The 25,491-nt window shown below is 64.0% G+C and carries 22 protein-coding genes and 2 pseudogenes; 12 read left to right on the top strand and 12 right to left on the bottom strand.

The genetic code is table 11. The features are described 5' to 3' along the window. Positions 1–283: 283 nt before the first annotated feature. On the bottom strand, positions 284–1,018 hold the full coding sequence (locus ACCQ00_RS15195) for a 16S rRNA (uracil(1498)-N(3))-methyltransferase (protein ID WP_017157881.1): 735 nt from the start codon (positions 1,016–1,018) through the stop codon (positions 284–286). After that, positions 1,009–2,427, bottom strand: coding sequence for an adenosylmethionine--8-amino-7-oxononanoate transaminase (bioA, locus tag ACCQ00_RS15190; protein ID WP_039573460.1), 1,419 nt, complete (start codon positions 2,425–2,427; stop codon positions 1,009–1,011). The genes ACCQ00_RS15195 and bioA overlap by 10 nt, the downstream gene beginning before the upstream one ends. A gap of 41 nt (positions 2,428–2,468) precedes the next feature. Here bioA and nudE point away from each other — a divergent pair, with 41 nt between their 5' ends. The 8 genes from nudE (at position 2,469) to gcvH (ending at position 8,782) form a co-directional block, all read left to right on the top strand. Continuing rightward, positions 2,469–3,017, top strand: coding sequence for an ADP compounds hydrolase NudE (gene nudE / locus ACCQ00_RS15185; RefSeq protein ID WP_003482427.1), 549 nt, complete (start codon positions 2,469–2,471; stop codon positions 3,015–3,017). Next, on the top strand, positions 3,014–3,814 hold the full coding sequence (gene cysQ / locus ACCQ00_RS15180) for a 3'(2'),5'-bisphosphate nucleotidase CysQ (protein ID WP_039573463.1): 801 nt from the start codon (positions 3,014–3,016) through the stop codon (positions 3,812–3,814). Before nudE ends, cysQ begins: the two co-directional genes overlap by 4 nt. Before the next feature lie 186 nt (positions 3,815–4,000). After that, positions 4,001–5,065, top strand: coding sequence for a nucleoside triphosphate pyrophosphohydrolase (mazG, locus tag ACCQ00_RS15175; RefSeq protein WP_101918747.1), 1,065 nt, complete (start codon positions 4,001–4,003; stop codon positions 5,063–5,065). Further along, positions 5,062–5,397, top strand: a complete 336-nt coding sequence (locus ACCQ00_RS15170) for a YnfA family protein (protein WP_039572002.1) — start codon at positions 5,062–5,064, stop codon at positions 5,395–5,397. The genes mazG and ACCQ00_RS15170 overlap by 4 nt, the downstream gene beginning before the upstream one ends. A 158-nt stretch (positions 5,398–5,555) precedes the next feature. Next, the gene (locus ACCQ00_RS15165; protein ID WP_039572000.1) at positions 5,556–6,518 is read left to right on the top strand and encodes an SPFH domain-containing protein; all 963 of its coding nucleotides are present in this window, start codon (positions 5,556–5,558) and stop codon (positions 6,516–6,518) included. Positions 6,519–6,521: 3 nt separating this feature from the next. Further along, entirely contained in the window at positions 6,522–6,956 is a 435-nt protein-coding gene (locus tag ACCQ00_RS15160) for an NfeD family protein (protein ID WP_039571997.1), read from the top strand. 173 nt (positions 6,957–7,129) lie between these two features. Further along, a complete protein-coding gene (gene gcvT / locus ACCQ00_RS15155) occupies positions 7,130–8,239 on the top strand; it encodes a glycine cleavage system aminomethyltransferase GcvT (RefSeq protein ID WP_039571994.1) in 1,110 nt (369 codons plus the stop codon). A 147-nt stretch (positions 8,240–8,386) separates the two neighbouring features. After that, positions 8,387–8,782: a glycine cleavage system protein GcvH gene (gene gcvH / locus ACCQ00_RS15150; protein WP_003482419.1), complete on the top strand. Its 396-nt coding sequence runs from the start codon at positions 8,387–8,389 to the stop codon at positions 8,780–8,782. Here gcvH and ACCQ00_RS15145 read toward each other — a convergent pair whose 3' ends face one another. Both ACCQ00_RS15145 and ACCQ00_RS15140 read right to left on the bottom strand, forming a co-directional pair. Then, positions 8,783–9,010 carry a hypothetical protein gene (locus ACCQ00_RS15145; RefSeq protein ID WP_039571992.1) on the bottom strand — a complete coding sequence of 76 codons (228 nt, stop codon included), beginning with the start codon at positions 9,008–9,010 and terminating at the stop codon, positions 8,783–8,785. Positions 9,011–9,186: 176 nt separating this feature from the next. Further along, on the bottom strand, positions 9,187–9,543 hold the full coding sequence (locus tag ACCQ00_RS15140; protein ID WP_157926371.1) for a hypothetical protein: 357 nt from the start codon (positions 9,541–9,543) through the stop codon (positions 9,187–9,189). Positions 9,544–9,787: 244 nt separating this feature from the next. On the opposite strand from ACCQ00_RS15140, the gene ACCQ00_RS15135 reads away from it, so the two are divergent. Next, a complete protein-coding gene (locus ACCQ00_RS15135; RefSeq protein ID WP_039571989.1) occupies positions 9,788–10,243 on the top strand; it encodes a hypothetical protein in 456 nt (151 codons plus the stop codon). Between the two features lie 140 nt (positions 10,244–10,383). Here ACCQ00_RS15135 and ACCQ00_RS15130 read toward each other — a convergent pair. From ACCQ00_RS15130 to ACCQ00_RS15115, 4 genes and pseudogenes are all read right to left on the bottom strand, one after another. Then, positions 10,384–11,076, bottom strand: a pseudogene (locus tag ACCQ00_RS15130) (IS3-like element ISXac2 family transposase); the annotation flags it as partial. 36 nt (positions 11,077–11,112) lie between these two features. Then, positions 11,113–12,339: an IS256-like element ISXax1 family transposase gene (locus ACCQ00_RS15125; RefSeq protein ID WP_011345585.1), complete on the bottom strand. Its 1,227-nt coding sequence runs from the start codon at positions 12,337–12,339 to the stop codon at positions 11,113–11,115. A 68-nt stretch (positions 12,340–12,407) separates the two neighbouring features. After that, positions 12,408–12,808 (bottom strand): annotated as a pseudogene (locus ACCQ00_RS15120) (transposase); the annotation flags it as partial. Between the two features lie 452 nt (positions 12,809–13,260). After that, positions 13,261–14,640 (bottom strand): serine hydrolase domain-containing protein, encoded by a 1,380-nt coding sequence (locus ACCQ00_RS15115; protein WP_039572307.1) that lies wholly within the window; start codon positions 14,638–14,640, stop codon positions 13,261–13,263. A gap of 333 nt (positions 14,641–14,973) precedes the next feature. On the opposite strand from ACCQ00_RS15115, the gene ACCQ00_RS15110 reads away from it, so the two are divergent. Together ACCQ00_RS15110 and ACCQ00_RS15105 are read left to right on the top strand one after the other, a co-directional pair. Next, positions 14,974–16,344 carry an NTP/NDP exchange transporter gene (locus tag ACCQ00_RS15110; protein WP_372353974.1) on the top strand — a complete coding sequence of 457 codons (1,371 nt, stop codon included), beginning with the start codon at positions 14,974–14,976 and terminating at the stop codon, positions 16,342–16,344. A 193-nt stretch (positions 16,345–16,537) separates the two neighbouring features. Further along, positions 16,538–16,891, top strand: a complete 354-nt coding sequence (locus ACCQ00_RS15105; RefSeq protein ID WP_039572303.1) for a DUF1304 domain-containing protein — start codon at positions 16,538–16,540, stop codon at positions 16,889–16,891. A gap of 291 nt (positions 16,892–17,182) precedes the next feature. Here ACCQ00_RS15105 and ACCQ00_RS15100 read toward each other — a convergent pair whose 3' ends face one another. Both ACCQ00_RS15100 and ACCQ00_RS15095 read right to left on the bottom strand, forming a co-directional pair. Further along, a complete protein-coding gene (locus tag ACCQ00_RS15100; RefSeq protein ID WP_017157870.1) occupies positions 17,183–19,657 on the bottom strand; it encodes an acyl-CoA dehydrogenase in 2,475 nt (824 codons plus the stop codon). Next, positions 19,654–20,577, bottom strand: coding sequence for an alpha/beta fold hydrolase (locus ACCQ00_RS15095; protein ID WP_039572300.1), 924 nt, complete (start codon positions 20,575–20,577; stop codon positions 19,654–19,656). The genes ACCQ00_RS15100 and ACCQ00_RS15095 overlap by 4 nt, the downstream gene beginning before the upstream one ends. A gap of 136 nt (positions 20,578–20,713) precedes the next feature. Between ACCQ00_RS15095 and ACCQ00_RS15090 the strand changes: the two genes are divergently transcribed. After that, entirely contained in the window at positions 20,714–21,322 is a 609-nt protein-coding gene (locus ACCQ00_RS15090; RefSeq protein ID WP_017157868.1) for a TetR/AcrR family transcriptional regulator, read from the top strand. A 113-nt stretch (positions 21,323–21,435) separates the two neighbouring features. Here ACCQ00_RS15090 and ACCQ00_RS15085 read toward each other — a convergent pair whose 3' ends face one another. Continuing rightward, a complete protein-coding gene (locus ACCQ00_RS15085) occupies positions 21,436–24,288 on the bottom strand; it encodes a TonB-dependent receptor domain-containing protein (RefSeq protein WP_372353973.1) in 2,853 nt (950 codons plus the stop codon). A gap of 242 nt (positions 24,289–24,530) precedes the next feature. Then, positions 24,531–25,364, bottom strand: coding sequence for an XOO1806 family protein (locus ACCQ00_RS15080; RefSeq protein WP_039583694.1), 834 nt, complete (start codon positions 25,362–25,364; stop codon positions 24,531–24,533). Between the last annotated feature and the right edge of the window lie 127 nt (positions 25,365–25,491).

The raw sequence follows: 25,491 nt of genomic DNA, 5'->3' as shown, positions 1-25,491 counted from the left end.
CCGGCTGGATCACCTCCGCATCCCGTAGGAGCGCACCCGGGCGCGATGAGGCCTTACCGATAAAAGCCCTGTCGCGCCCAGGTGCGCTCCTACGAGACAGCGCGGGTGTCAGGTCGGGACGCGGTGGACGGAGCCGTCAGCATGCAAGGGACGACGCCATGCCGAGCAAATCCCCGCATCCCCATAGAGCGCATCTGGGCCCGTAGGGGCGCACCCGGGCGCGATGCGGTCTTACCGATAAACGCCCGGCCGCGCCCCGGTGCGCTCCTACAGTGTCATGGCGCTACAGGTCGCCGAACCGCGACTGCAGCGCCGCAATCGCCGCCAGTCCTGCCGTTTCGGTGCGCAGAATGCGTGGCCCCAGCTGCAGGCCGCTGAAGCCCGCCTCGGCAAGCAGCGCGCGATCGCGCGGCGACCAGCCGCCTTCCGGCCCGATCGCCACGACGATGTGTTGCTGGACGCTCGATGCCAACGTGCCCAGACGATGCTCGCCCTGTGGGTCCAGCGTCAGCCGTAGCGCATGCGCATCGCTGGCCTGCGCCGCGTCCTGCAAGCCCTGCGGCGCGGCAACGCTAGGAAGACGTGCACGGCCGGATTGCTCGCAGGCCGACACCACCACGCTGCGCCAGTGCGCCACGCGTTTTTCGGTGCGCGCCGCATCGAGCTTGACCTCGGTGCGCTCGGCGATCACCGGCACGATCGCCGCAACGCCCAGCTCGGTGGCCTTCTGCAAAATCAGATCCATCTTCTCGCCGCGCGCGATGCCTTGCATCAAGGTGATGCGCAGCGGCGATTCGTTGGAGAGTGGCTCGACGCGTTCCACCAGCGCACGTGCATCGCGCTTGCCCGCCACGGTGATGCGTGCGTGGTAGTCGCTGCCGTCGCCGTTGAACAGGATGCAGGCATCGCCCTCGCGCAGCCGCAGCACCCGCAGCAGGTGATTGGCCGACTCTTCCGGCAATGCCACTTCCTGGTCGCAGTGCAGCGGCAGCGCGACATGCGAACGGGTCAGGCGCATGCCACCGCCTCGGTGATGGCATGCCGGGTGGTGTCGGCCAGCAACGCAAGCTGCGCCTCGTCCACGCAATACGGCGGCATCCAGTACAGCACGTCGCCGAGCGGGCGCAGCACCACGCCTTTTTCGAGCGCCGCGCGATACGCCTTCAGGCCGACGCGTGCGGCAGGCGCAAATGGCGTGCGCTTGTCGCCGCCCTGGGTCAGCTCGAACGCCACGATCATGCCGGCCTGGCGCACGTCCGCCACGGCCGGGTGTGCGCCGATCTGCGCAGCAAGCTCGCGCATGCGCGCGGCGATGGGTTGGTTGCGCGCAATCACGTCGTCGTCTGCGAAGATCTTCAAGGTCGCCAGCGCCGCCGCACATGCCAGCGGGTTGCCGGTGTAGCTGTGCGAATGCAGGAACGCACGCTCGCGCGAATCGTCCAGAAATCCGTCGTACAGCTGCTGCGTGGCCAGCACCGCCGACAGCGGCATGAAGCCGCCGGTCAGCCCCTTCGAGAGGCATAGCAGGTCGGGCATCACGCCGGCCTGTTCGCAGGCGAACAAGGTGCCGGTACGGCCGAAACCGGTGGCGATCTCGTCGGCGATCAAGAAGGCGCCATGGGCATCGCACAATTCGCGCGCGCGGCGCAGATACGCCGGGTGGTACATGCGCATCCCGCCCGCGCATTGCACGCGCGGCTCCAGGATCAGCGCGCAGATTTCGCCGGGCGAGCGTTCGAACATGGCCTGCAACGCATCGGCTGCCTGCAGCGCATGGTCTTCGGCGCTTTGCCCCGGCTCGGCCAGGTAGGCATCGGGCGAGGGTGTGAACATCGCCTCCAGCAACAGCGGCGCATACACGCGCCGGTACAGCGGAATATCGCCAACCGACAGCGCGCCGATGGTCTCGCCGTGGTAACCATTCTCCAGTGCGATGAACCGCGTCCGCCGGTGGTCGCCGCGATTGTGGAAGTAATGGAAGGCCATCTTCAGCGCCACCTCCACGCCCGCCGATCCGTTGTCGGCGTAGAACACCTTGGACAACGGTGCACGCCCGGCCTGGCGCGGCGCGATCGCCAGCAACTGCTCGGCCAGTTGCACGGCCGGCGGATGCGTGAAGCCGGCCAGCATCACCTGTTCCAGTTCACCGGCCTGGCGCGCGATGGCCGCGCCGATGCGCGGTTCGGTATGACCGAACAGGTTTGTCCACCAGCTGCTCACCGCGTCCAGGTAGCGGCGGCCGTCATGGCCGACCAGCCATGCGCCTTCGCCACGCGCGATCGGCACCAGCGGCAGCGTGTGCGGGTGCTCACGCATCTGCGTGCAGGGGTGCCACACCACCGCAAGATCGCGTTGCCGCCAATGTTCGGCAGTTTGCGCGGCTGCAGGGTCTGCTAGGATTTCGGGTTCATGGACATGTCGATGCATCCGCCTATTCTATCGGCCCGCGTTGCGGCTGCGTGCGACGCATGAGCTCGCGTCTGCCGATCATCCACAAGATCACCGATCTGGGCGACGGGCCGTTCCGTCGGCAGCAGCTGGATCTGGAATTTTCCAACGGGCAGCGCCGCATCTACGAACGCCAACTCAGCCAGGGCCACGGCGCCGTGGTGGTGGTGCCCATGCTCGATGCGCAAACCGTGCTGCTGGTGCGCGAATATGCCGCCGGCGTGCATCGCTACGAACTCGGTCTGGTCAAGGGCCGCATCGACGCCGGCGAAACGCCCGAGCAGGCCGCCGACCGCGAGCTCAAGGAAGAAGCCGGCTATGGCGCACGCCAGGTACAGGTGCTGCGCGCGATGACGCTCGCTCCTACTTATATGAGTCACCAATCCTGGTTGGTGCTGGCACGCGACCTCTACCCCGAGCGCCTGGTTGGCGACGAGCCGGAAGAGATGGACGTGGTGCCGTGGCCGATCGCACGTCTGGACGAATTGATGCTGCGCGAAGATTTCTCCGAAGGCCGCTCGCTGGCCGCCTTGTTCATTGCGCGCGAATGGCTGGAGCGCAATCCATGATCCGCATCCCGATGGAGCTGCGCGAAACCGTGATCGCCATCGCGCGCGATGCCGGCGCGGCCATCATGGAGGTCTATGCCCAGAACTTTTCGGTGGAGATCAAGGACGACGCCAGCCCGCTGACCCAAGCCGACCTGGCGGCCAACCGCGTCATCGTCGAAGGCTTGCGCCGTGTCACCCCGGATGTGCCGGTGCTGTCGGAAGAGTCTGCGCACGTGGCCTGGGAACAGCGCCAGTACTGGACCAGTTACTGGTTGGTCGATCCGCTCGATGGCACCCGCGAATTCGTCAAGCGCAATGGCGAGTTCAGCGTCAACATCGCACTCATCCATATGGGCGCACCGGTGCTGGGAGTGGTGCAGGCGCCGGTCGACGGGCGGGTCTGGTACGCCGCGCGCGGCGAGAACGCCTTCCGCCGTGATGGCGACCGCGATGAGATGCTGCACACGCGCACCCCGGCCGCCACGCCGTTGCGGGTGGCGGCCAGCCGCTCGCATCGCGACGCGCGTACCGCCGCCGCGCTGGAGCGGATGGGCGAGATCGACGTGGTCGCGCAAGGGTCGTCGTTGAAGTTCTGCCGCATCGCCGAGGGCGATCTGGACGTGTATCCGCGCTTCGGTCCCACTTCCGAGTGGGACACCGCCGCCGGCCAGTGCGTGTTGCATGCGGCCGGTGGCGTGTTGCTGGCCGGCGCCAGCGGCAAACCGTTCCGCTACAACCGCCGCGACACCTTGCTCAACGGCGACTTCATCGCACTGGGCGACCCCAATCTGCCCTGGCGCGATTGGCTGGCCTGAGCGGCATGCGCGCCGTCCTGGCGACGGCATGGCTGCGCAAAGCCCTGACGCACTGAAAGGTACACTCCGGTATCCCCGCACGCGCTTGCGTGCGGCGCGTTGTTGCGGTGTGCAACGGCCGCGTACATCGCTTGCGTCGTGGCACATGCGCAGGCGGCGCACTCACTCAGGTTCCAGGAAGACACGATGTCTCAGACCCCATCCACCGGCGATATCCAGCAGCTGTTGCACTTGATGGCGCGCCTGCGCGATCGCGAAAATGGCTGTCCCTGGGATGTGCAGCAGACCTTCGCCAGCATCGCGCCGTACACCATCGAAGAAGCCTACGAGGTGGCCGATGCGATCGACCGCAACGACCTGGCTGGCCTGCGCGACGAGTTGGGCGACCTGTTGCTGCAGGTGGTCTTCCATTCGCAAATGGCGGCCGAGCAGGGGGCGTTTACATTCGCCGACGTGCTCGCCACGCTCAGCGACAAGCTCATACGTCGCCATCCGCATGTGTTCGCCGCGCAACCGGCGCCCGATGCGCAGGCGTTAAGCGCCAGCTGGGAGCAGATCAAGCGCGACGAGCGCCACGCCGCAGGCAATCAGGACGGCTCCGCACTCGCCGGCATCGCGCGCGGGCTGCCGGAATGGCAGCGCTCCACCAAGCTGCAGGCGCGTGCGGCGCGGGTGGGTTTCGATTGGCCCGGCCCGATGCCGGTGCTGGAAAAACTGCAGGAAGAAATCCAAGAGCTGCGCGTGGAATTCGCCCGCGGCCCGGTGGCCGACAATCAAACCCGGCTGGAAGACGAATTGGGCGATGTGTTGTTCGTCTGCGCCAATCTGGCGCGCCATGCCAAGGTGGATGTCGGCGCCGCGTTGCGGCACGCCAACCTGAAATTCGAACGTCGCTTTCGTGCAATGGAGGCGCAGGCGCGTACTGCCGGCACGTCGTTGGACGCGTTGTCGCTGGACGCGCAGGAAGCGTTATGGCAACAGGTCAAGCGGGAGGAGCGCCGCGGCGATGTGCCGGCCGTCGACAGTTCCGCAGGCGACGCATCGGCCTCGCGCGCCCCGCTTTCCCACGCCCCGCCTGTGGACAGCCCTGCCAGCCGTCACCCGTCCGTCGGCGGTGAGGCTTCCCGCAGTGCAGTGCGGTATCAAACCGGCCACGATGCCACCGCCACCGCCACCGCCACCGCCACCGCCACCGATACCGATACCGATACCGATACCGATACCGATACCGATACGCCGCGCCCCGTATGACGATCCCGCCGACCACGCTGCTGCTGTTCGCCGCGACGGCGCTCGCCGAGTTGGTCGGTTGCTACCTTCCTTATCTCTGGCTGCGCAAAGGGGGCAGCGCGTGGTTGCTGCTGCCCACTGCGCTGAGCCTTGCCGTCTTCGTCTGGCTGTTGAGCTTGCATCCGGAAGCGAGCGGTCGCGTGTACGCGGCCTATGGCGGGGTCTATATCGCCAGCGCGCTGCTATGGTTGTGGTGGGTGGACGGCGTGACGCCGACGCGCTGGGATCTGCTCGGCGCCGCCTGTTGCCTGCTCGGCATGGCGGTCATCATGTTCTCGCCGCGTAGCGCCTGACTGCGTTTGCATGCACGCGCGTACGTTGCCTGTCGTGCGGCAGCGGCCGGCTGCAGCGGTTGTGCCCGGGCCCGCCCTGCACGTGGCCGGCATTGGTCGCCGGGAGCGCTGAGGCATACTCACGCAAGGATAGATCCACGACTTGCAAGGGGCTGCACATGTTTCCGACTTCGTTTCTCGCCATCGCCGTGTTGGTTGCCGGCGTCGTTGTCCTGTTCAAAACCGTGCGCATGGTGCCGCAGGGCTACCAATGGACGGTGGAGCGCTTCGGCCGCTACACCCACACCATGAGCCCTGGGCTGCACTTCCTGGTGCCGGTGGTCTACGGCGTGGGGCGCAAGATCAACATGATGGAGCAGGTGCTGGATGTCCCCAGCCAGGACGTCATCACCAAGGACAACGCGGTGGTGCGTGTGGACGGAGTGGTGTTCTTCCAGGTGCTGGATGCGGCCAAGGCCGCATACGAAGTGTCCAATCTGGAGATCGCCTCGATCGCGCTGGTGCAAACCAATATCCGCACCGTGATCGGATCGATGGATCTGGACGAGTCGCTCAGCCAGCGCGAAACCATCAATGCGCAACTGCTCAGCGTGGTCGACCAGGCCACCAATCCATGGGGCATCAAGGTCACCCGCATCGAGATTCGCGACATCCAGCCGCCGCGCGACCTGATCGATTCGATGGCGCGGCAGATGAAAGCCGAGCGCGAAAAGCGTGCCCAGATCCTCGAAGCCGAAGGCTCGCGTCAATCGGAAATCCTGCGCGCCGATGGCGAGAAGCAGGCCGCCGTGCTCGAGGCCGAAGGCCGCAAGGAAGCCGCCTTCCGCGATGCCGAAGCGCGCGAACGCCTGGCCGAGGCCGAGGCACGCGCGACGCAGATGGTGTCCGACGCCATCGCCAACGGCAGCGTGCAGGCGATCAACTATTTCGTCGCACAGAAGTATGTGGAAGCGTTCAAGGCGCTGGCCACCGCACCCAACCAGAAATTCGTGCTGATGCCGATGGAATGCAGCGGCATCATCGGCTCCATCGCCGGTATCGCCGAGCTGGCCAAGGAGGCGGCCGGCAAGAATGACGCGCCCGTGCGCGTACCGCCGATGCCGCCGCGCGCGGGAGCCTGAGCCATGCGCTGGGACGTGGCGGTCTGGGCAGTGCTGGCGCTGCTGCTGATTGCGGCCGAGACCCTGGTGCCGGGTGCCTTCCTGTTGTGGATGGGGATCGCCGCCGCAGCGGTGTGCTTATTGGTGCTGGTGTTGCCGGACATCGCGTTGCTGTGGCAGATCGTGGCATTCGTGCTGCTCAGCTTCGTCTCGGTGCAGGTGTATCGCACCTGGTTCCGCGGCAAGGGCCGACAGAGCGATCGCCCGCTGCTCAATCGGCGTGCCGAGCAGTTGATCGGCCGTTGCGTGCCGCTCGATCAGGCCATCCACGATGGTCGCGGCCGGGCCAAGGTCGATGATGCGTTCTGGGTGGTGGCCGGCCCGGATCTGCCGGCCGGCACGCCGGTGCGCATCGTCGGCGTCGATGGCATGACCTTGCTGGTGCAGCCGGCCGGTTGATGTACGCGGGCAGGGCTTGGCACTGCGGTGCCGACCTCGGCCTTGTTGCAGCGCGGCGTAGCATCGCGTTGCTTCAGCGCTTGCAGGCAGCGCAACCACGCAGGGGCGTGTACGCCGTTCCCCAAGCGTGACAGGACGGCGATAATGGCCGTCTTTCCCTTGGAACGGCGCACATGACCCAGAAGACCATCCTCAACGACACCCATCGTGCGCTTGGCGCCAAGATGGTCGACTTCGGCGGCTGGGACATGCCGATCCATTACGGCTCGCAACTGGACGAGCACCACCAGGTGCGCCGCGACGCCGGCATGTTCGATGTCAGCCACATGACGGTGATCGATCTGCACGGCGCGCGCGTGCGTGAGTTCCTGCGCTACCTGCTCGCCAACTCGGTGGACAAGCTCAAGGTCTCGGGCAAGGCGCTGTACACCTGCATGCTCAATCCGCAGGGTGGGGTGATCGACGACCTCATCGTCTACTACATGACGGAAGACTTCTTCCGTCTGGTGGTCAACGCCGCCACCCGCGAAAAGGACCTGCAGTGGATCGGCGAGCAGGCTGCACGCTTCGACGTGCGGGTGGAAGAGCGCAGCGACTTCGCGATGATTGCCGTGCAAGGTCCCAGCGCGCGCACCAAGGTCATCGACCTGCTCGACCCGGCCGACACCGCAGCGGCGAGCAAGCTCGGCCGTTTCGCCGCGCTGCAGACGCGTTCGCGCGATGGCATTGATTTGTTCCTCGCGCGCACCGGCTACACCGGCGAAGACGGTTTCGAGATCGTGTTGCCGCAGCAGGCCGCCGTCGCATTCTGGAATGCGTTGCTCGCGCAGGGCGTCAAGCCCGCAGGCCTGGGTGCACGCGACACCCTGCGTCTGGAAGCAGGCATGAATCTCTATGGGCAGGACATGGACGATGGCGTCACCCCTTACGAGGCCGGGCTGGCCTGGACGATCGCCCTGGACGAAGGACGCGACTTCATCGGTCGCAGCGTGCTCGAATCGCAAAAGGCGCAGGGCGCACCGCGTCAGCTGATCGGTGTGGTGATGGACGAGAAGGGCGTGTTGCGGCATGGCCAGACCGTGCTCACCGCCAGTGGCGAAGGCGAGATCCTGTCCGGCACGTTCTCGCCCACGCTGGGCAAGGCGATCGCCTTCGCGCGCGTGCCGGCCGGCAGCATCGAGCAGCTGCGGGTGGACATCCGCGGCAAGCAGGTGCCGCTGCGCGCAGTGAAGTTTCCGTTCGTGCGCGATGGCCAGGCACAGCCCGGCGTGCTCGGCGACTGACTCGTGCAGCGCCGCGTATTGCGCGCGGCGCTGCGTCCGGGTCCGTATCCGTATCGCCATCGCCACACCGCCGTGCGTGCACCTGTCTTGTCGCGCGGTCTAAACTAGCCACCTGTCCCCAACCATCATCTTTCCCGGAGCACACCCATGAGCGAGATCCCTGGCGACCTCAAGTTCCTCAAATCCCACGAGTGGGCCCGCGTCGAAAGCAACGGTCGCGTGACCGTCGGCATTTCCGACCACGCGCAGGGCTTGCTGGGTGACCTGGTTTACGTCGAACTGCCGGGCGTCGGCGACACCGTGCAGGTCGGCAACGGCGCTGCGGTGGTGGAATCGGTCAAGGCCGCCTCCGACGTCTACAGCCCGGTCAGCGGCACCGTTGTCGAGGTCAACAGCGCGTTGAGCGACAAGCCGGAAACCATCAACGAGGACGCCTATGGCGAAGGCTGGATCTTCGTCGTCGAGATCGACGACAAGGAACAGCTCAACGACCTGCTGGACCCGGACGACTATGCCGAGCTGCTCGAAGACGACGATCACTGATCAGGTATCGTTGCCGCCGGTATCCGATGGCCGCTCCTGGAGCGGCCATTTTTTTTGCGCGGCTGCGTCGGTGATGCGTGCCTCGGTGCAGCGATGCGGCGCGAGCCGGCGCGCAATCGGCGAGAGGGACGCGTCGGCCGCCCCCGACCGCGATGCCGTTGGTGGCATGTCGATGCGTTGGATCGGCAGCAACGATCCAACGTGCATCCACTGCTCGCCCGCCTGCACTGCGCCGGATTTCTGACGTGAGTCGTTCGTGAGGGTTTGGCGTGCGCCCGGTGAAAAAAATTTGCGCCATGCCGCCTCGCTCGATCATCGGTCGGTGCACGCGATGGATGCGGTAGTCGGTGCGCGCGGGTGCGTGCATGACGCTCTAGGCACTCGATAAGTTTGCGCATTTCTGCTCATGCGACGTCGGAAGTGCAGCCGTTGGATAAAAAATTTTCAGCTGGCGGACAGGCGGCAAGCAATGCCGCGGCATCGGCTTCGCCACCGCGTCGTCCAAGCGCCCAGGCAGCCACGCAAGCACACGGCATAAAAAAAACAGCGGAAAAGAAGTGCTTTTTTGAAAACGCTGTTGGGCCAACGCGCTTTTGGCTTGGACGAGGATGTGCACGCGCGGGGTGATTCGATGGCGTGGCCGTGGCGCGCAGCGATGGTGGGTAAAAAAAAATTGCAAAAGAGTGTTGACAGTAAAAAAAAGCGTGATTAGGTTTCGCCCAGCAGACATTGCTGCAGAAGAGAGTGAGCAGAATCGACATCGCGCCGACAAGCTTGTTCCGGATGTCCACCGAAGCGCTAACCACGGTGGAGTCGGGTCCGCTTCTCTCCAAGAAAGCAGTTGTCGTTCCGACTACGCACCCGTGTCGCTGTTCGATGCGGGTGTTTCTGTATCCGTTCCGTCGCGCATCATCTGCGGACGGTTCCCGACGACGGCATGCCGTCGCGGGGTTTGGTTCAACTGGGCGTTTCACCTCCATAGTTCACTGACGAGGAGCCAATTACATGGCCACTGCAAAAGCTGCGAAAAAGAAACCCACTGCCAAAAAGGCAGTGAAGAAGACTGCCGCCAAGAAGGCAGTCAAGAAGGTCGCCAAAAAGGCAACCGCCAAGAAGGCAGTGAAGAAGACTGCTGCCAAGAAGGCCGTCAAGAAGACTGCAAAGAAGGCAACCGCCAAGAAGGCGGTGAAGAAGACTGCGAAGAAGGCAACCAAGAAGACTGCCGCCAAGAAGGCAGTGAAGAAGACCGCAAAGAAGGCGACCAAGAAGACCGCCGCCAAGAAGACCGCCAAGAAGACCGCCAAGAAGGCAGTAGCGAAGAAGGCGACCAAGAAGTCCGCCACCAAGAAGACCGCTGCCAAGAAGCCCGCCGTGAAGAAGGTCGCCAAGAAGAAGCCGGCCGTTCGCAAGAAGAAGGCCGCTCCGGTCGCGCTGCCCGCAACCCCGGCACCGCTGATCTGATCTTGTAATACCCGATCGCCGTAAACATCGAGCTCTCTCCCCGACGCCCAGCGGGGAGGGAGCTTTTTTATGCCTGGCACTGGCGTGCTGGGTGTGAGGTTGGGTAATCCCCCCACTTCTAGCGGTCGCCAGAAGTGGAGCTAAGCGGCCATCGCCAACTTCATGGCAGGCGTGATGCCGCCGAGCGCCATATTCGGACGCTCGTGGTTGTACGTCCATAGCCAGCGGGTGGCTTTGTCCTGCACCTGGTCGATGGTGTCGAACAGGGTTTGGGCGAGCCAGGCGTAGCGGATGGTGCGGTTGTAGCGTTCAACGTAGGCGTTCTGCTGTGGCTTGCCCGGCTGGATGTGCTCGACCCGGATACCATGCCGCTGCGCCCAGGACAGCAACGCGCCACTGATGTATTCAGGGCCGTTGTCGCAGCGGATCACGGCGGGCTTGCCGCGCCACTCGATGATCTGCTCCAGCGATCGGATCACACGGGCTGACGGCAGCGACAGATCCACCTCGATCCCCAGCCCCTCGCGATTGAAGTCGTCGAGCACATTGAACAGCCGGAAGCTGCGGCCGTCGGCCAACTGGTCGTGCATGAAGTCCATCGACCAGACCTGGTTGATAGCCTCCGGCACCGCCAGAGGCTCGGGCCGCTCACGCACCAGCCGCTTCCTCGGCTTGATCCGCAGGTTCAACTCCAGCTCGCGGTAGATCCGGTAGACCCGCTTGTGATTCCAGCCAAAGCCCTTCACGTTGCGCAGGTACAGGTAGCACAGGCCAAAGCCCCAGTCGCGATGGGCGGTCGTCAGGCGGACCAGCCAGTCGGCGATCCGGGCGTTGAGCGTGTGCAGAATTTTGTGTAACCGTGGTTTGGGTTACCGCTGAGGAAGTCGCCCCTCGAACTGGATCGTAAAGCGGTTCAGCGCAGCCTTCCAGTCGCGGATCGGCAGCGTCCATTTCTTGGTGATGTTGCGCAGAGCCAGGTAGAACAGTTTCATCAAGGCTTCGTCGCTGGGGAACGCGCCGCGGTTCTTGGTCAGCTTGCGCAGGCTCATGTTGACCGACTCGATGGCGTTGGTCGTATAGATCACCTTGCGGATCTCCGGTGGGTAGTCGAAGAACGGGATCAGTCGTGACCAATTGCGCCGCCATGACTGGCTGATGGGCGGGTACTGGGCGTCCCACTTGGCCTCGAACTCGGTCAGTGCCTGCTCGGCCTCCTCGACGGTGGCGCAGGCGTAAATGCGCTTGAGATCGGCGGCAACCTCGGCGCGGCGTTTCCACGAGACGTAGTTCAGGCTGTGCCGCACCATGTGCACGATGCACAGCTGCACGGTGGTCTGCGGGAACACCGCCTCGATCGCCTCGGGAAACCCCTTCAGGCCATCGACGCAGGCAATGAAGATGTCCTGCACCCCGCGGTTGCGTAGCTCCGTCACGACTTGCAGCCAAAACTTGGCACCCTCGGCCTGCGCCAGCCATAGGCCCAGCACTTCCTTCTCGCCGCCCATGGTGATGCCGATGGCCAGGTACACCGCCTTGACCCGCACCGCGCCCTCGCGCACTTTGACGTGGATGCAGTCCAGATAGACGATCGGATAGACCGGATCCAGTGGCCGCGCCTGCCACGCCTTGACCTCCTCGACGACCGCATCGGTGACTGAGGAAATCAGACTCGGCGACACCTCGGTGCCGTACATCTCCTCCAGGTGCGACTGGATCTCGCGCACGGTCATGCCGCGCGCGTACAACGACAAGATCTTGTCATCGAAGCCGGCCCAGCGGGTCTGGTGCTTGGGGATCAGCTGTGGCGCGAAGCTGCCGTGGCGATCACGCGGAATCTCGATCGGCAGCTCGCCGAACTCGCCCTTGAGCGTCTTGCGGCTGCGTCCGTTGCGCGTGTTGCCGGCCGCGTTGGCGACCGGCTCATGCTTGTCATGACCGAGGTGTTCGGTCATCTCCGCGTCCAGCGCCCGCTCCACCAACCGCTTGGTCAGCTGCTTGAGCAGGCCGTTCTCGCCGATCAGATCCTCGGGTTTGGTGTAGTTGACCAACAGGCTGCTAAGCAGCTCGTCGGGTACCTCATGTGTGCGTGGGCTCATGGTGTCTCCGGGTTAGGTGGCAGTCTCCTGCCTGTGGCCCGGTTACACAAAATCTAGGACACGCCCCGGGCGTTCTGCTCGCTGGCCTTGGCCTGGTAGCGGAAGCAGGTCTCGCTCACCGCGAAGGCCTGGCAGGCGTGGCGGATGTTCGTACGCCCGCTCGTGACTGCCGATTGGGCCATCTCGCGTCGCTGAGATGGCCTCACCATTTTTTTGCGAGCGCTTCCTTCAGCAGGTCGGTACTGAGCTGCGCCTCGGCGTACATCTTCTTGAGCCGGCGGTTCTCCTCCTCCAGCTCCTTCATGCGCGCGACCATGGACACGTCCATGCCGCCGAACTTGCTGCGCCACTTGTAGAACGTGGCCGAGCTGATGCCGTGCTCGCGGCACAGCTCCGGCACGGGCGCACCGGCCTGGGCCTGCTTGAGCACGGCGATGATCTGGCTGTCGGTAAAGCGGGACTTCTTCATGGAACCTCCTCGAGAAAGGATACGAGAAAATTCCACTTCTGGCGTCTGCTAATGGGCGGGGGGATTACCGAGGGATCGAGGGATCGAGGGCTCGAGGGGTCGAGGGCACGACAGCACGCGGCCGCTGCCTGATTTGATGGCGTGCCGGCAATGCAGCAGGTCGCAGAGCAAGATCATGCGGTGGACCACGCCGTGAGATTCCAGAGCCAACCGTTCGGGCGCGCCACGTCGGTCCGCGAACAGACCGGCTCAGTCTCGGCGTTGGGGGCAATGAGTGTTAGCGGCAGCCAAGGATGTTAGTCGCATCGCACATCCACGGCTTTGCTCCTGCGCGCCCGGCAGGCATGCCATCGGCGAGCCGCCCAACGCGCAATGAAGACACAGAAACAACAAAGGCGGCCGAAGCCGCCTTTGCCTACGCTACCGACACCAGGTCAGTGCACGAGGTCCACTTAGCGTGGCGACGCCACCGACTTGCCGGAAGACACGCCCTTGCCAGCCGGGTCGGGCTTCTCTGCCAGCATATTCTCGCTGCCGAAGTCGCCGTCCACGTCGATGTCCAGCCAGCGTTTGGCCGGCAGGCCGAGCGCGCGGTCCAGGATGGTCGGCAGCATGCCCGAGGGCAGGCCGCTTTCGCCGTTCCACAGGATCGCAACACCCAGGTCGCGCTCTGGCAGCAGTGCGACCAAGCCGCGATACCCCTGCACCGCGCCCGCATGGAACACCACTTGATGGCCGGCGTAATCGAAGACGCGCCAGCCCAGCGCATAGCTGGCTGCATCCACACGCTCATGGCGCCAGCCCGAACGCATTTCGCCCGGCGTGGAGATCAGCGGCGCGTGCAGCGTCGCCAGCAGCGGCGCAGGCAGCACGTCGGTGCGATGGCCGGTGTGCGCGAGCAGCCACTGCGCCATGTCGCTGGCGCTGGCGTTGACGCCCGCAGCGGGCGCCAGGCGGTAGTAGGTGGGCTTGGGCGTCAGCGACACCCAGCCATTGCGGCTGCGCACATGCGGGCGCGCCCAGTGCGGGCTGGCCTGGATACCGGCCAGACCCATGCTGGCGTCGTTCATGCCCAGCGGCTTGAAGATGCGGCGCTCTACCGATTGCTCGTAGAAGCTGCCCGATGCGGCGAACACCACATCGCCAACCAGGCTGAAGGCGACGTTCTGATACGCGTAGCAATCGCCTGGTGCGCAACGCAGCGGCGCAGCGGCCAGCTTATGGCTGAGCGAGTAGTAGTCGACGTTGGATTCGATATCGCGGTCGTAGGCGTTGCGGGTCAGGCCCACGCGATGGCTGAGTACTTCGGCCACGGTGAGTTGACGGGTGGCCGCGTTGTCGCTGAGCTGGAAGCCCGGCACATAGTCGACCACCTTGCTGTCCCAGCGCAGCACGCCATCGTTGACCAGTAGCCCGGCCATGGTGCCGGCGAAGGCTTTGGACAGCGAGGCCAGGCGAAACACGGTGTGGCCATCGACCGGCTGCGGATGATTGACATCGGTGACGCCATAGCCGCGCGCGCTGAGCACCTTGCCGCCCTGCACGATGGCCATCGCCATGCCGGGCACCCGGTTGCCGTAGGTCAGCTGGTCCGCCATCGATTCGAATGCCGCCACATCGAAACCGGCAGCCGGTGCCAACACCTGATTGGCCGGCAGCGCGCTGCGATAGGGCAGCGGTGCGGTGGGCGACTGCGCCACAGTGGCCGCCTGCAATGCAGCGGCGGTGGGCGCGGGTGTCTGCGCGGTGGAGGAGAGGGCCAGAGGCAATAACGCCCCGAACAGCCCGATGGCCAACGGTCGGAACCGTCGGCGCGTGCGCATTTCTGTCATGGTGGTCCCGCCTGTTCCGCTGCCTCCGGCGATTCTAGCGCCGCGCTTTGCAATAGCACAAACTGCCGGAAGATGAATGGACATCGCATTGATCCTATTGATGATTTTAGATTCAGGAATCGAGGATTCTGGGGCCGCCGAGGCGTTGCCACGCGCTGGTGCACTAGGCGCTGCAAGCAGCGTGCCGGCACGAAGCGCAGCCCCGGCCGCAGTGTCCTGCGACTGTCGCTGGTGGCGCTGCCTCGCATCGGCTAACTTGCGCGCTTCTTTCGCAGGTGCTGCCGTTGCCATGTTTTTTCTGTCGGGCCCGCCTGTGCGAGCGGCCGTGACCCCATGACCAGCCCTTCTGCGCCGCGATCTGCGGCTGGCCGTTTGAGCGCGGCACTGCGTAGCTCGCCATCACTGGCATGGTCGTTCCTCTACTTCTTTTGTCTGCTCAGCGGTTACTACGTGTTGCGTCCGGTGCGCGAGGCGATGGGCGCCTCGGCCGATGTAGAGGCACTTTTTCCCACCGGCATGATCGCGTTCTTCGCCGCGCACGGTGTGCCGCTGAAGGACTTCACGCTGCAGGTGCTGTTTACCTGCACCTTCCTGATCATGGTGCTGCTGCAACCGGTCTACGGCGCCCTGGTCAGCCGCTATCCGCGGCGGGTGTTCCTGCCGGGGGTGTATGGCTTCTTCATCGCCACGCTGCTGCTGTTCTACGTGTTGTTCGACAGCGGCGTGCCGGGCCGTGGCATGGCGTTCTTTTTGTGGGTGACCGTCTTCAACCTCTTCGCGGTAGCGGTGTTCTGGAGTTTCATGGCCGATGTCTTCAGCAATGCCCAAGCGCGCAGCTACTACGGCTATATCGGCGCGGCAGGCACGCTGGGTGCGTTTCTCGGCCCGGTCCTGACCCGCGTCCTGGTCGAGCGTATCGGCATCGCGCATCTGATGCTGGTGTCGGCCGGGTTTCTGGCGGTCTGCGTGGTCTGCGTGCTGCGCCTGCGGCTGTGGGCCGTTGCGCGCGAACAGGAGGGCCAGCTGAGCTCCGGGGAAGTGCCGATGGGCGGCGATGTGCTCGGCGGCCTCAAGCTGATCGTGCGCGAACCGCTGTTGCGCTGGCTGGCCTTCATGGTGTTGTTCGGCGTGGGCGTGGGGACCTTGCTCTACAACGAGCAGGCGGCGCTGGTGCGGCGGCTTTACACCGATGCAGCGGCGGCCACCGCCTATTACTCCAGCATCGACCTGGCGATCAATGCGCTGGCGCTGGTGCTGCAGCTGCTGGTGACGCGCGCCTTGCTGTCGCGCTTCGGCATCGCGCCGGCGTTGTTGATCCCTGGCGTGGCAATCATGCTGGGCTATGCGGCTTTGGCGGCTTTGGCGGCTTTGCCGTTGCCGATGATGATTGCGATTGTGCAGGTGATTACCCGCTCCAGCGAATTCGCACTGGCCAAGCCCGCGCGCGAAACGCTGTACACGCGGGTGAATCGCGAGTGGCGCTACAAGGCGGGCGCCGCAATCGACACGGTGGTCTATCGCGGTGGCGATCTCACCTTCGTTTGGGTGCACAAGCTGGTCTCTGCGTTCGGCTCCAGCGCGGTGTTCGGCGTCGGCCTGGCCGTGGCGACCGGCATGACGGTCGGCGCGTTCGGCCTGTTGCGCCAAGCGCGCAAGCTACCTGCCGAGCGCGACGTGGAGACGGACAAGCGCGTTTCCGAGTAAGCACGGTCACAGCACATTCGGCACAGAGGTGCACATACGCCACTTGTCGCCTCGGCATCGACCACGCCAACGGTTTGCTTCTCACACCGGCCGCGCCAGAAGCGCACGCACCAGCTCGGCAGTGCAGGTGTGCCGAACGGCGCGACCGTAATCGCGGCTATGCTGGCGGCACCATTTGCCGAGGCGGTCTGCCATGTCCCTGTTCGCCATCATTGCCGGCCTGTGCATCGCACTGTTGCACGTCTACATCCTGGTATTGGAAATGGTGCTGTGGACGCACCCGCTGGGCTTGAAGACCTTCCGCAATAGCCTCGAGAAGGCGCAGGCCACCCGCGTGCTCGCGGCCAACCAGGGGCTCTACAACGGCTTCCTGGCCGCTGGCCTGTTGTGGGGCGCAGTGGCCGCCCGCGCCGACGTGCTGAGCTTCTTCCTGGTCTGCGTGGTTGTGGCAGGTTGCTACGGCGCCTACAGCGTCAACCGCCGCATCTTCTTCGTACAGGCGCTGCCGGCGTTGATCGCCTTGGCGCTGGTATGGCTGCCGTTCTGATCCAGCTGCAGTAGTTGTTCGCAGTGTGCATGGCTGCGAAGAGCGCTCGTCCTTAGCCTCAACGCCAGGCTGCTTGCAGCGTGTGAGGTGCGCGACTCTGGCAAGCGTCCGGCCGCTATGCGCGCTCATTCGATCGTCGGGCAAGTGCGTCGCGTCGCCGACGGATGCGGTCTGTCGCGAGCCTGCAGCCGATGGGGGCCGCAGCCGCGTGGTGGTGACAAGACCCATCTGCACAAACAACGACGGCGGGCCGAAGCCCGCCGTCGTCTATTCTCGCCCCAGTTTTACGCCTTACGCAGCTTCGCGTGGCTGTTGCACCTGCGGCTTGTCGTAGAAGCTGGCCGCACGCAACTCATGCGGATCGAAGTCGTCCACGGTGATGGTGTCCATCATGATCTCCCGCAGCTCCTCCAGCAGCTTGCGCTCTTCCATGCTGATCACGCCTTCGGCCACGGCTTCGTCCAGCTGCGCCGGGAAATCCAGCGCTTCGATGCCCTTGGTCTTGAGCGCCTTCAGGAACTTGCGCTCCACCGGCTCGGCCATCACCGCCTTGGTCAGGTAGCTGGCGATACGGCCGCCCGGATTGTTGGCGCACGGTGTCAGGAACACGCCGTTGGCCAGACGGTCGCGCGCCTCGTTGGGCGTCATCAACAGCGACGCCACACGATGGCCCAGGCGGTCACCCGGCGCTTCGGCGCGACGGCCCAGCGGGAAGATCAGCACCCACATCAACCAGCCCACCGGGCGGATCGGGAAGTTGCGCAGCGCCGCCGACAGCGCGGTTTCGATCTTGTGCACGCTGTCGTGGAAGGCCCAGGCCAGCAGCGGCTGGTCGCTCGCCGGTGCGCCCTCGTCGTGATAACGCTTGAGGATCGCGCTGGTCATGTAGATATGGCTCAGCACATCGCCCAGGCGACCGGACAGCGACTCCTTGAACTTCAGCTTGCCGCCCAGCATCAGCATCGACACGTCGGCCATCAAGGCCAGGTTGGCCGAATAGCGATCCAGCTTGCGGAAGAACCGACGGGTATATGCATCGCCCGGCGCCGCGCCGATGCGCGCACCGGTCAGGCCGAACCAGAACGAGCGCACCGCATTGGAAATACCGAAGCGGATATGACCGAACAGGCTCTGGTCGAATTGCTCCAGACCGCGACGAGTATCGGCATCCTGTGCGGCCTGCATCTCCTTCAACACCCACGGATGGCACAGGATGGCGCCCTGGCCGAAGATCAGCAGGCTGCGGGTCATGATGTTGGCGCCTTCGACGGTCACGCCGATCGGCGCGGCCTGCCAGGCACGGCCGGCAAAGTTGCGCGGCCCCAGAATGATGCCCTTGCCGCCGATCACGTCCATCATGTCGCTGACGACTTCGCGGCCCATGGTGGTGCAGTGGTACTTGGCGATCGCCGACGGCACCGACGGCACATCGCCGCGATCCACCGCTGCAGCCGTGGCCTGCGACAGCGCACTGATCGCATAGGCCTTGCCGCCGATACGGGCCAGCGCTTCTTCCACGCCCTCGAAACGGCCCACAGACAGGCCGAACTGCTTGCGGATGCGCGCATACGCACCGGTCACCACCGCGGCGGCCTTGCTGCCGCCACTGGCGGTGGAGGGCAGGGTGATCGAACGGCCGACCGCCAGGCACTCGTTGAGCATGTTCCAGCCCTTGCCGACCATCTCCACGCCACCGATCAGCTGGCTCAGCGGAATGAACACCTCTTCGCCATGGATCGGGCCGTTCTGGAACGGCGAATTCAACGGGAAGTGGCGGCGGCCGATTTCCACCCCAGGGGTGTCGCGCGGCAACAGCGCCAGGGTGATACCGATGTCCTTCTTGTCGCCGATCAGGCCGTCCGGGTCGTAGGCGCGGAACGCCAGGCCGATCAGCGAGGCGACCGGTGCCAGGGTGATGTAGCGCTTGTCGAAGGTCAGCTTGACGCCCAGCACATTGGCGCCATTCCACTCGCCCTTGCAGACGATGCCGTAGTCCGGAATCGAGGTGGCATCGGAGCCGGCGAACGGACCGGTCAGGCCGAAGCATGGTACTTCCGCACCGACCGCCAGCCGCGGCAGATAGTAGTCCTTCTGTTCCGGGGTACCGTAGTGCAGCAGCAGCTCACCGGGGCCGAGCGAATTGGGCACGCCCACGGTGGAGCTGACCACGCTGGAGATCGAGGACAGCTTCTGGATCACCTTGTGGTGTGCCAGCGCGCTGAAACCCAGGCCGCCGTACTGCTTGGGAATGATCATGCCGAAGAACTTGTTCTTCTTGATGAAGTCCCATAGCTCCGGCGGCAGGTCGGCGTGGACGTGGGTGATTTCCCAGTCGTTGATCATCTTGCACAGCTCTTCCACCGGGCCATCCAGGAAGGCCTGTTCTTCGGCGGTGAGTTGCGGCTTGGGATAGTTCAGCAGCTTCTGCCAATCCGGATCACCGGTGAACAGTTCGCCTTCGAAACCGACCGAGCCGGTCTCCAATGCGATGCGCTCGGTCTGCGACAGCGGCGGCAGCACCTTGCGGAAGAAGCCCATCAGCGGCGTGGTCAGCAGCGGCTTGCGCAGGAACGGCAGCAGCACCGGTGCGGAGACCAGCACCACCAGCGCGGCGGCCACGATGGTGGCGGTGAGATTGGCACCCAGCAGCCAGCACGCCACCAGCACACAGGCGCTGATCGCAACCCACGTGGCAAGGCGCATCCGGTGATAGGCAGCGATACCCGCCGCCAGGATGACGAGGAGGAACGGTGCAATGATGCTCATGGTCTTGCTCCAGTGACATGCTCGGTAGTGTTGGACGCTGCGATGGTGCAAGCCGCCGGCAGTGCGTCCAGATAATGCAACACGGTGGCGGTAAACGTGGTGTTGTCGTCGCCTGCCAGCATGTGCGTGGCATCGGGTAGATGCACATGCTGCGCATGCGGCGCGATGGAGAGGAATTCGGCGATGTTGGCTGGCGTCACCAGGTCGCTGCGCCCGCCGCTGATGAGCAGCATTGGGCAACGTACCTGTGCTGCCGCCTCCAGCAACGCATGCTGCTGGAGCTGGGCATCCTGGCCGGCCAGCTCGTCGACCAGGCGTGGATCCCAGTGCCAGTGCCAGCGCCCATCGGCACGCTGCCGCAGCAATGCCTGCAGTTGGCCCGGCGTCTTGCGCGGCCGATGCGGCAGGTAGGCAGCAATCGCATCGGCAGCCGCATCCAGCGATGCAAAACCGTCCGGATGCGCGGTCATGAAGCGCAGGATGCGCTCCACGCCCGTGGTGTCCCAGCGTGGTGTGATGTCGACCAGCACGATGGCACGAAACAGGCCCGGCCACCGCGCTTCGGCCAGCAGCCCGAACAAGCCCCCCATCGATGCAGCAACCAGCACCGGTGGCTCGGGCTGCTCGCCGGCCAGCACGATCAGGTCGTCGGTGAACTGCGTTGCCGAGTAGGGCTGGTCTGCCGCATTGGAGCTGGAATCGCCATGCCCACGCGCGTCGTACGCCAGGGTGCGGTAGCCCTTGTTTGCCAGCGTCATGGCGGTGGCTTCCCACGCATGTCGGGTTTGTCCAAAGCCATGCGCGAACAACACCGTCGGCGCATGTTCTGCACCCCGCATCGACACCGCGAGCACTGCATCGCCAGCGTTGACGCTGGACAAGCGTGCAGTGGAGGCGAGGCTAGAGGGTGAGATGACCATACTTAATGGTATGGATGGGCGATGGCGACTGTCAATACTCAATCGTATGGACGGTTAAGCCACTGAATCATGGCGCTGATATGTCAATTTCGTGATGCATACTGCAACTGACACAAGCGTATGGTTAAATCGCGGCATGAACGACACCATCGACTCCAGCCTCACCACGCCCCGCGCCAGTTCCGGTCGCGGCAATCGCCTCAGCGCGGACGATTGGGCACAGGCCGCGCTCGACCTGATCGCCGAACAAGGGGTGGGCGCGGTTGCAGTCGAGCCGCTGGCGCGCCGGCTTGGCGTGACCAAGGGCAGCTTCTACTGGCACTTCCCCTCGCGCGACGCGCTGCTGCAGGCGGCCCTTGAGCGCTGGGAAATCTTCGAGCAAAAAGAAGTGTTCGGCAGCCTGGAAGACGTGCCCGACCCGAGCGCCCGCCTGCGCGCGCTGTTTCAGCTGGTTGCCCACGAAGTCAAACCGCACGTCATCTATAGCGAACTGCTCAAGGCACTCGACCACCCGGCCGTGCGCCCGGTCATCGACCGCGTCTCGCAACGTCGCCTCGATTACCTCATCGCCTCGTTCCGCCAGGCCGGCCTGTCCCGCACCGACGCCCAGCACCGCGCCCGCCTGGCCTACGCCGCCTACGTCGGCTTCCTGCAACTCTCACTGCAATTGCAACAGCCCAAGCCGGCCCGCGAAGATTTCGAAGCCTACGTCGAGCATGTGATCCAGACGTTGATTCCGGGGTGAGCTATTCGCCGTGCGTCACAGCGCCGGCGGGATATCTGAGAATGAGAACAACGAAAAGGCCGCGATTCTTTCGAATCGCGGCCTTTTGATTACTGACTTTTCTAAACCGATTATCAGAACTTCTGGGTATAGCGCATGTAATAGAAGCGACCCGGAATTTCGTACTGCGGATCGAAGCTATTTGCAAAAGCCGTAGCAGATTGCCGCGGATCCCGATCGAACGCGTTGTTGACGCCGACCGTTACACGCGCATTCCATGGCGCCTTCCAGTACGCACTGATATCGGTATAGGTAACGCTCGGGATGTGGTTGCGAGGTGCTGCACCTGCACTGGTGACGCGATTCGGATCCGAGCAGAGCAGGCCAATGTTCACCGGGTTGCTGAAGTTGGCGCCGATGCAGTTCTCGACCTGAGAGCTGTAGTAACGCATCGCCACAGAGCTGCCGATGTCGCCCAATTCCCAGTTTGCCATCAGGTTGGAGCGGATGCGCCAGTTGTTGTCCTGAGCCGAGCCGCCCCGATACAGGCCAACGCGGGTTTCCGGATCCTGAAGCGGCTTCTCAACCACGAACTTGCTGAGGTAGGTCGAATCCCACACGAAGCTGAAATTGCCCCAGGCCGTATCGGGCAGGCGGTAGCCAATCGTCAGGTCATAGCCTTCTGCTTCGATCCTGGCGATGTTGTTCGGGACCGCCAGCAGATTCGAAATTTCGCCGGTGGGTTCGCGCTGGATGAGAGAGCAGGCGTTCGCCACGCCAGCCAAGTAGCAGCTGTTGAGCGTTTCCTGCACGGTCTGAGTATCGATCGCATCTTCGATCTGAATGTTCCACCAATCGAGCGAAACATCCAGACCGGTCACCCAGCCCGGGCTGAAAACAAAGCCCAACGTCTTGGAGGTGGACGTTTCAGGCTTCAAACGCTGATTGCCACCCGTCGCGGTACGGACCTGCGGGTTCGCCTGCGCGTAGGCCGGCACCGAACCGCAAGAGCCAGGACGCGAGGTATTCGCTACGCCAGTATCGTACGAGCCTGCGCAAGGATCGCGGACGTCCTCGAACGTATCGCTGACACCCTGGAACAATTCGCTGATCGAAGGTGCACGGAAGCCTTGCGACCAGTTACCGCGAATCATCAAGTCAGTAATCGGCTTCCAGCGGAAACCGAACTTGCTGTTGGTGGTGTCGCCGAAGTTGCTGTAGTCCGAATAACGGGTAGCCAAGCTGAAGTCGAGCAACTGAGCGCCCGGCAGATCGGCAAGCAGCGGCACGGCCAATTCCAGATAGGCTTCGTCAAGCTTGTAGCCACCACTGGTGGCGGTGCGCGCGTTGCCGGTGGTATCGCCGGAATTGATCAGCGCATCCGGATCGTCGAAACCGGATTCTTCACGGTGCTCGACACCCAGCGAGAAAGCGAACGCGCCTCCCTGCATATCGAAGAGTTCGCCGCCGACGTTGCCGTAGTAGGTCTTCTGCTCATAGCCATAAAGGTCATGGGCGTTGAAACCGGCATACCGCAGCATTTCCGGAGTAAGCGACCCGGGCCCATGGAGCATGTCCATCGGAACGCAGCCATCGATGGTGTTTGCTGCAGTGCCGCAGCGCGCCGTACCGGAGGCGTCAACGAACGACGGACCGAGGGCGTTACGCAGCGCAGAAATGTTGAACAGGCCGGTGGTGCGCTCGGTCTGGTCGTTCTTGCCGTAGAACATGCCTGCTTCCCAACTGAAGAAGCGCTGGCCAACTTCGAAGTCACCTTCAAATGCACCGTTGAAGCCGAACGTTTTCACGTTCTGGGTGAAAATACGGCCGCCGGTTTCCTCAGCGCGATACTGGATGTAGTCGATATCGCGGCCCGTGTTGTTGTAGATGTTTGCAGCGGAAATGACGATATCAGCACCGTTGGTGCCGGGCGCCGAACGACCGAGGACGATCGGCATCGGTGCAAGCACCTGCGTCGATTCGCGTTCGTTATAAGTGACCGTCGTCTTAAAGCGAACGTTGTCGGTGATCGACAGGCCAGCATCAGCAAATACCGACTTGCGCTCCTGCGGCGTCACCAAGTAGTTCGCGGGTGCGAAGTTGTAGCTGTCGGCAGCGGTGTAATTGCGCGAGGTGGTGCCGCCGTCGTTGGTGATCGAGAAGCCGGGCGTGCCATTGAAGCGGGTTGCGCCGAACGTCTGTGCACCCGTGGTCGCATTGGTAGCGGTCACTCCGTAGATGCCGAAGCGTCCACCCGGAATGGTGGTGCTATTGCCAGTGCCGGGAACTGCGCCAAACACTGGGACGGAGGAGATCTCGCGATCGCCTGCCCAGACCGGCTCTTCCTTGACGTAACCCACGCCCAGGGTGGCGTGCCAGCGGTCGCCGGTCGAGCCGATCGTGAAGTCGTAGGATTCGCGGCTGCCATCGCCCTTGTCGTACTGACCAAAGTAGGCGTTTGCTTCTGCGCCATCGAAATTCTGGCGCAGGATGATGTTGACGACGCCGGCGATGGCATCCGAACCATAAATGGTGGAGGCGCCGTCCTTCAGGACTTCGATGCGCTCGACGGCAGCAGTCGGAATCGTGTTGAGGTCGACTGCGCCGCCCAGGCCCGTGCCACCAACCCAGCGGCGACCATTGACCAGCACCAGGGTGCGGTTGGAGCCGAGGTTACGCAGGTTGACGCGGGTTTCGCCGTTGCCACCGTTGTTGACGTTAGTGTTGAGCGCGGAACCATTGGTTGAGATGTTCTGGATCACATCGCCGATCGAGGTCAAGCCCTGCGACTCGATCTGCTGACGGCTCATGCTGAAGACCGGCTGCGATGTTTCGACGTCGGCGCGCTTAATACGCGAACCGGTCACTTCGATCTTGTCGAGGTTGGTGGTGCCGGCTTCCTGGGCCATGGCGGTGCCGGTACCGCCCACACTCACGACGAGCGCGAGGACAACTGCATCGCGCAGTTTGTTGGACTTGCAATTCATTAGCTCTCTCTCCAAGTGATCTTGGGTACTGCCAAGGGTTGTTTTGCCTGCCGGGGGTTCCGAAAAAGCGGATCCAAAACGTCAGGGTGAACCGATGGTATATGCGTTGCGAGAGAAATTAAAGTCCCGTTAACGAAAAAGAAGAAGGTTGTGAAAGTGGCCGCCTGGCGTTCGATCCGCAACGAAAAACGCCACCGGCTGCGGGCCGATGGCGTCTTGAGAAATGCTTCGGAATCAGTGGGTTACAGGTCTTGCTCGTATCTGACGTACGGAACCGTCCCGTCGCTGTTGCTCTCGTTACTTGGCGCGAACGGGTTCTTGCCGCGGGAGATGACGTTCTCGGCGCCCACGGTGAGCTGGCCGCTCCAGGGAGTGCGCCAGGTCAGGCCCACGCCCAGGCCTTCCCACTTTTCGGGTTGGCCGGGGACGTCGACGACGCGACCAATGACATTTGCGCTGAAGGCTCCGTAGCCGCCGCCAACGCTCAAGGTCTTGCTGTCCCACTGGTCGGCAATGGCCGGAGACACATCGGCCAGCGGTACCAGACGTGCCCGAGCATAGGTGCCGCCAATCGAAACAAAACCTTCGCGGCCGATGTTCTTCTGTCCGAACACCGTCAGGTCGTTTTGCTCGACACGCGTCAACGGGGCCTTGCCTGCACCGATCAGCCAGGCAGGCAGGGTGTCGCGGCCAGCGCCGGCAGTGACGCCGACCCGGGCGCTACCGCGATTGAAACCCAGCGTGCCGGACACACGGCGCGAGGCAGCCGCGCTGTCTTCTTCATCATCGCCGATGCCTGCAAGCAGGCAGTGACTGGCAAGACCACTGATATTGGTGCCACGGCTGCTGTTGCAGAGCAGGCCAAGCGAGTCGCCGGAGCTCAGACCAAACGCGGCATCGAGCGAGTTGCGACCGAAATGCCAGCGCGCGCCGGCTTTCTGCTCGCCGGTCGGCTCCAGGTACAGAAAGGCTTCCACCTTGCCGCTGCCCTTGTTCCACACCGGCAGGATCGTACTTTCGCGCAACTGCTGCGCCGACTGCGCGTGCACGCCTGTGGCCGCCGCAAGGGCAACCATCAAAGCTAGCGGGAGGCGCAGTAGGTATCGCATACCAGAGGTCAGACCCAGGGGCAGTTGTTAAGTTCCCGAGAGCGGGCAAGTAGGATGCTAGGGTGTTTATGATTATTTAACAAGTGGTCGCGTC

Origin of the sequence: Xanthomonas sp. NCPPB 3761, assembly GCF_041475705.2 — a bacterium.
In the GTDB taxonomy this organism is placed as follows: domain Bacteria; phylum Pseudomonadota; class Gammaproteobacteria; order Xanthomonadales; family Xanthomonadaceae; genus Xanthomonas; species Xanthomonas phaseoli.
The sequence above is the reverse complement of the archived record's forward strand: the minus strand, read 5'-3'. Positions and strand labels throughout refer to the sequence as shown.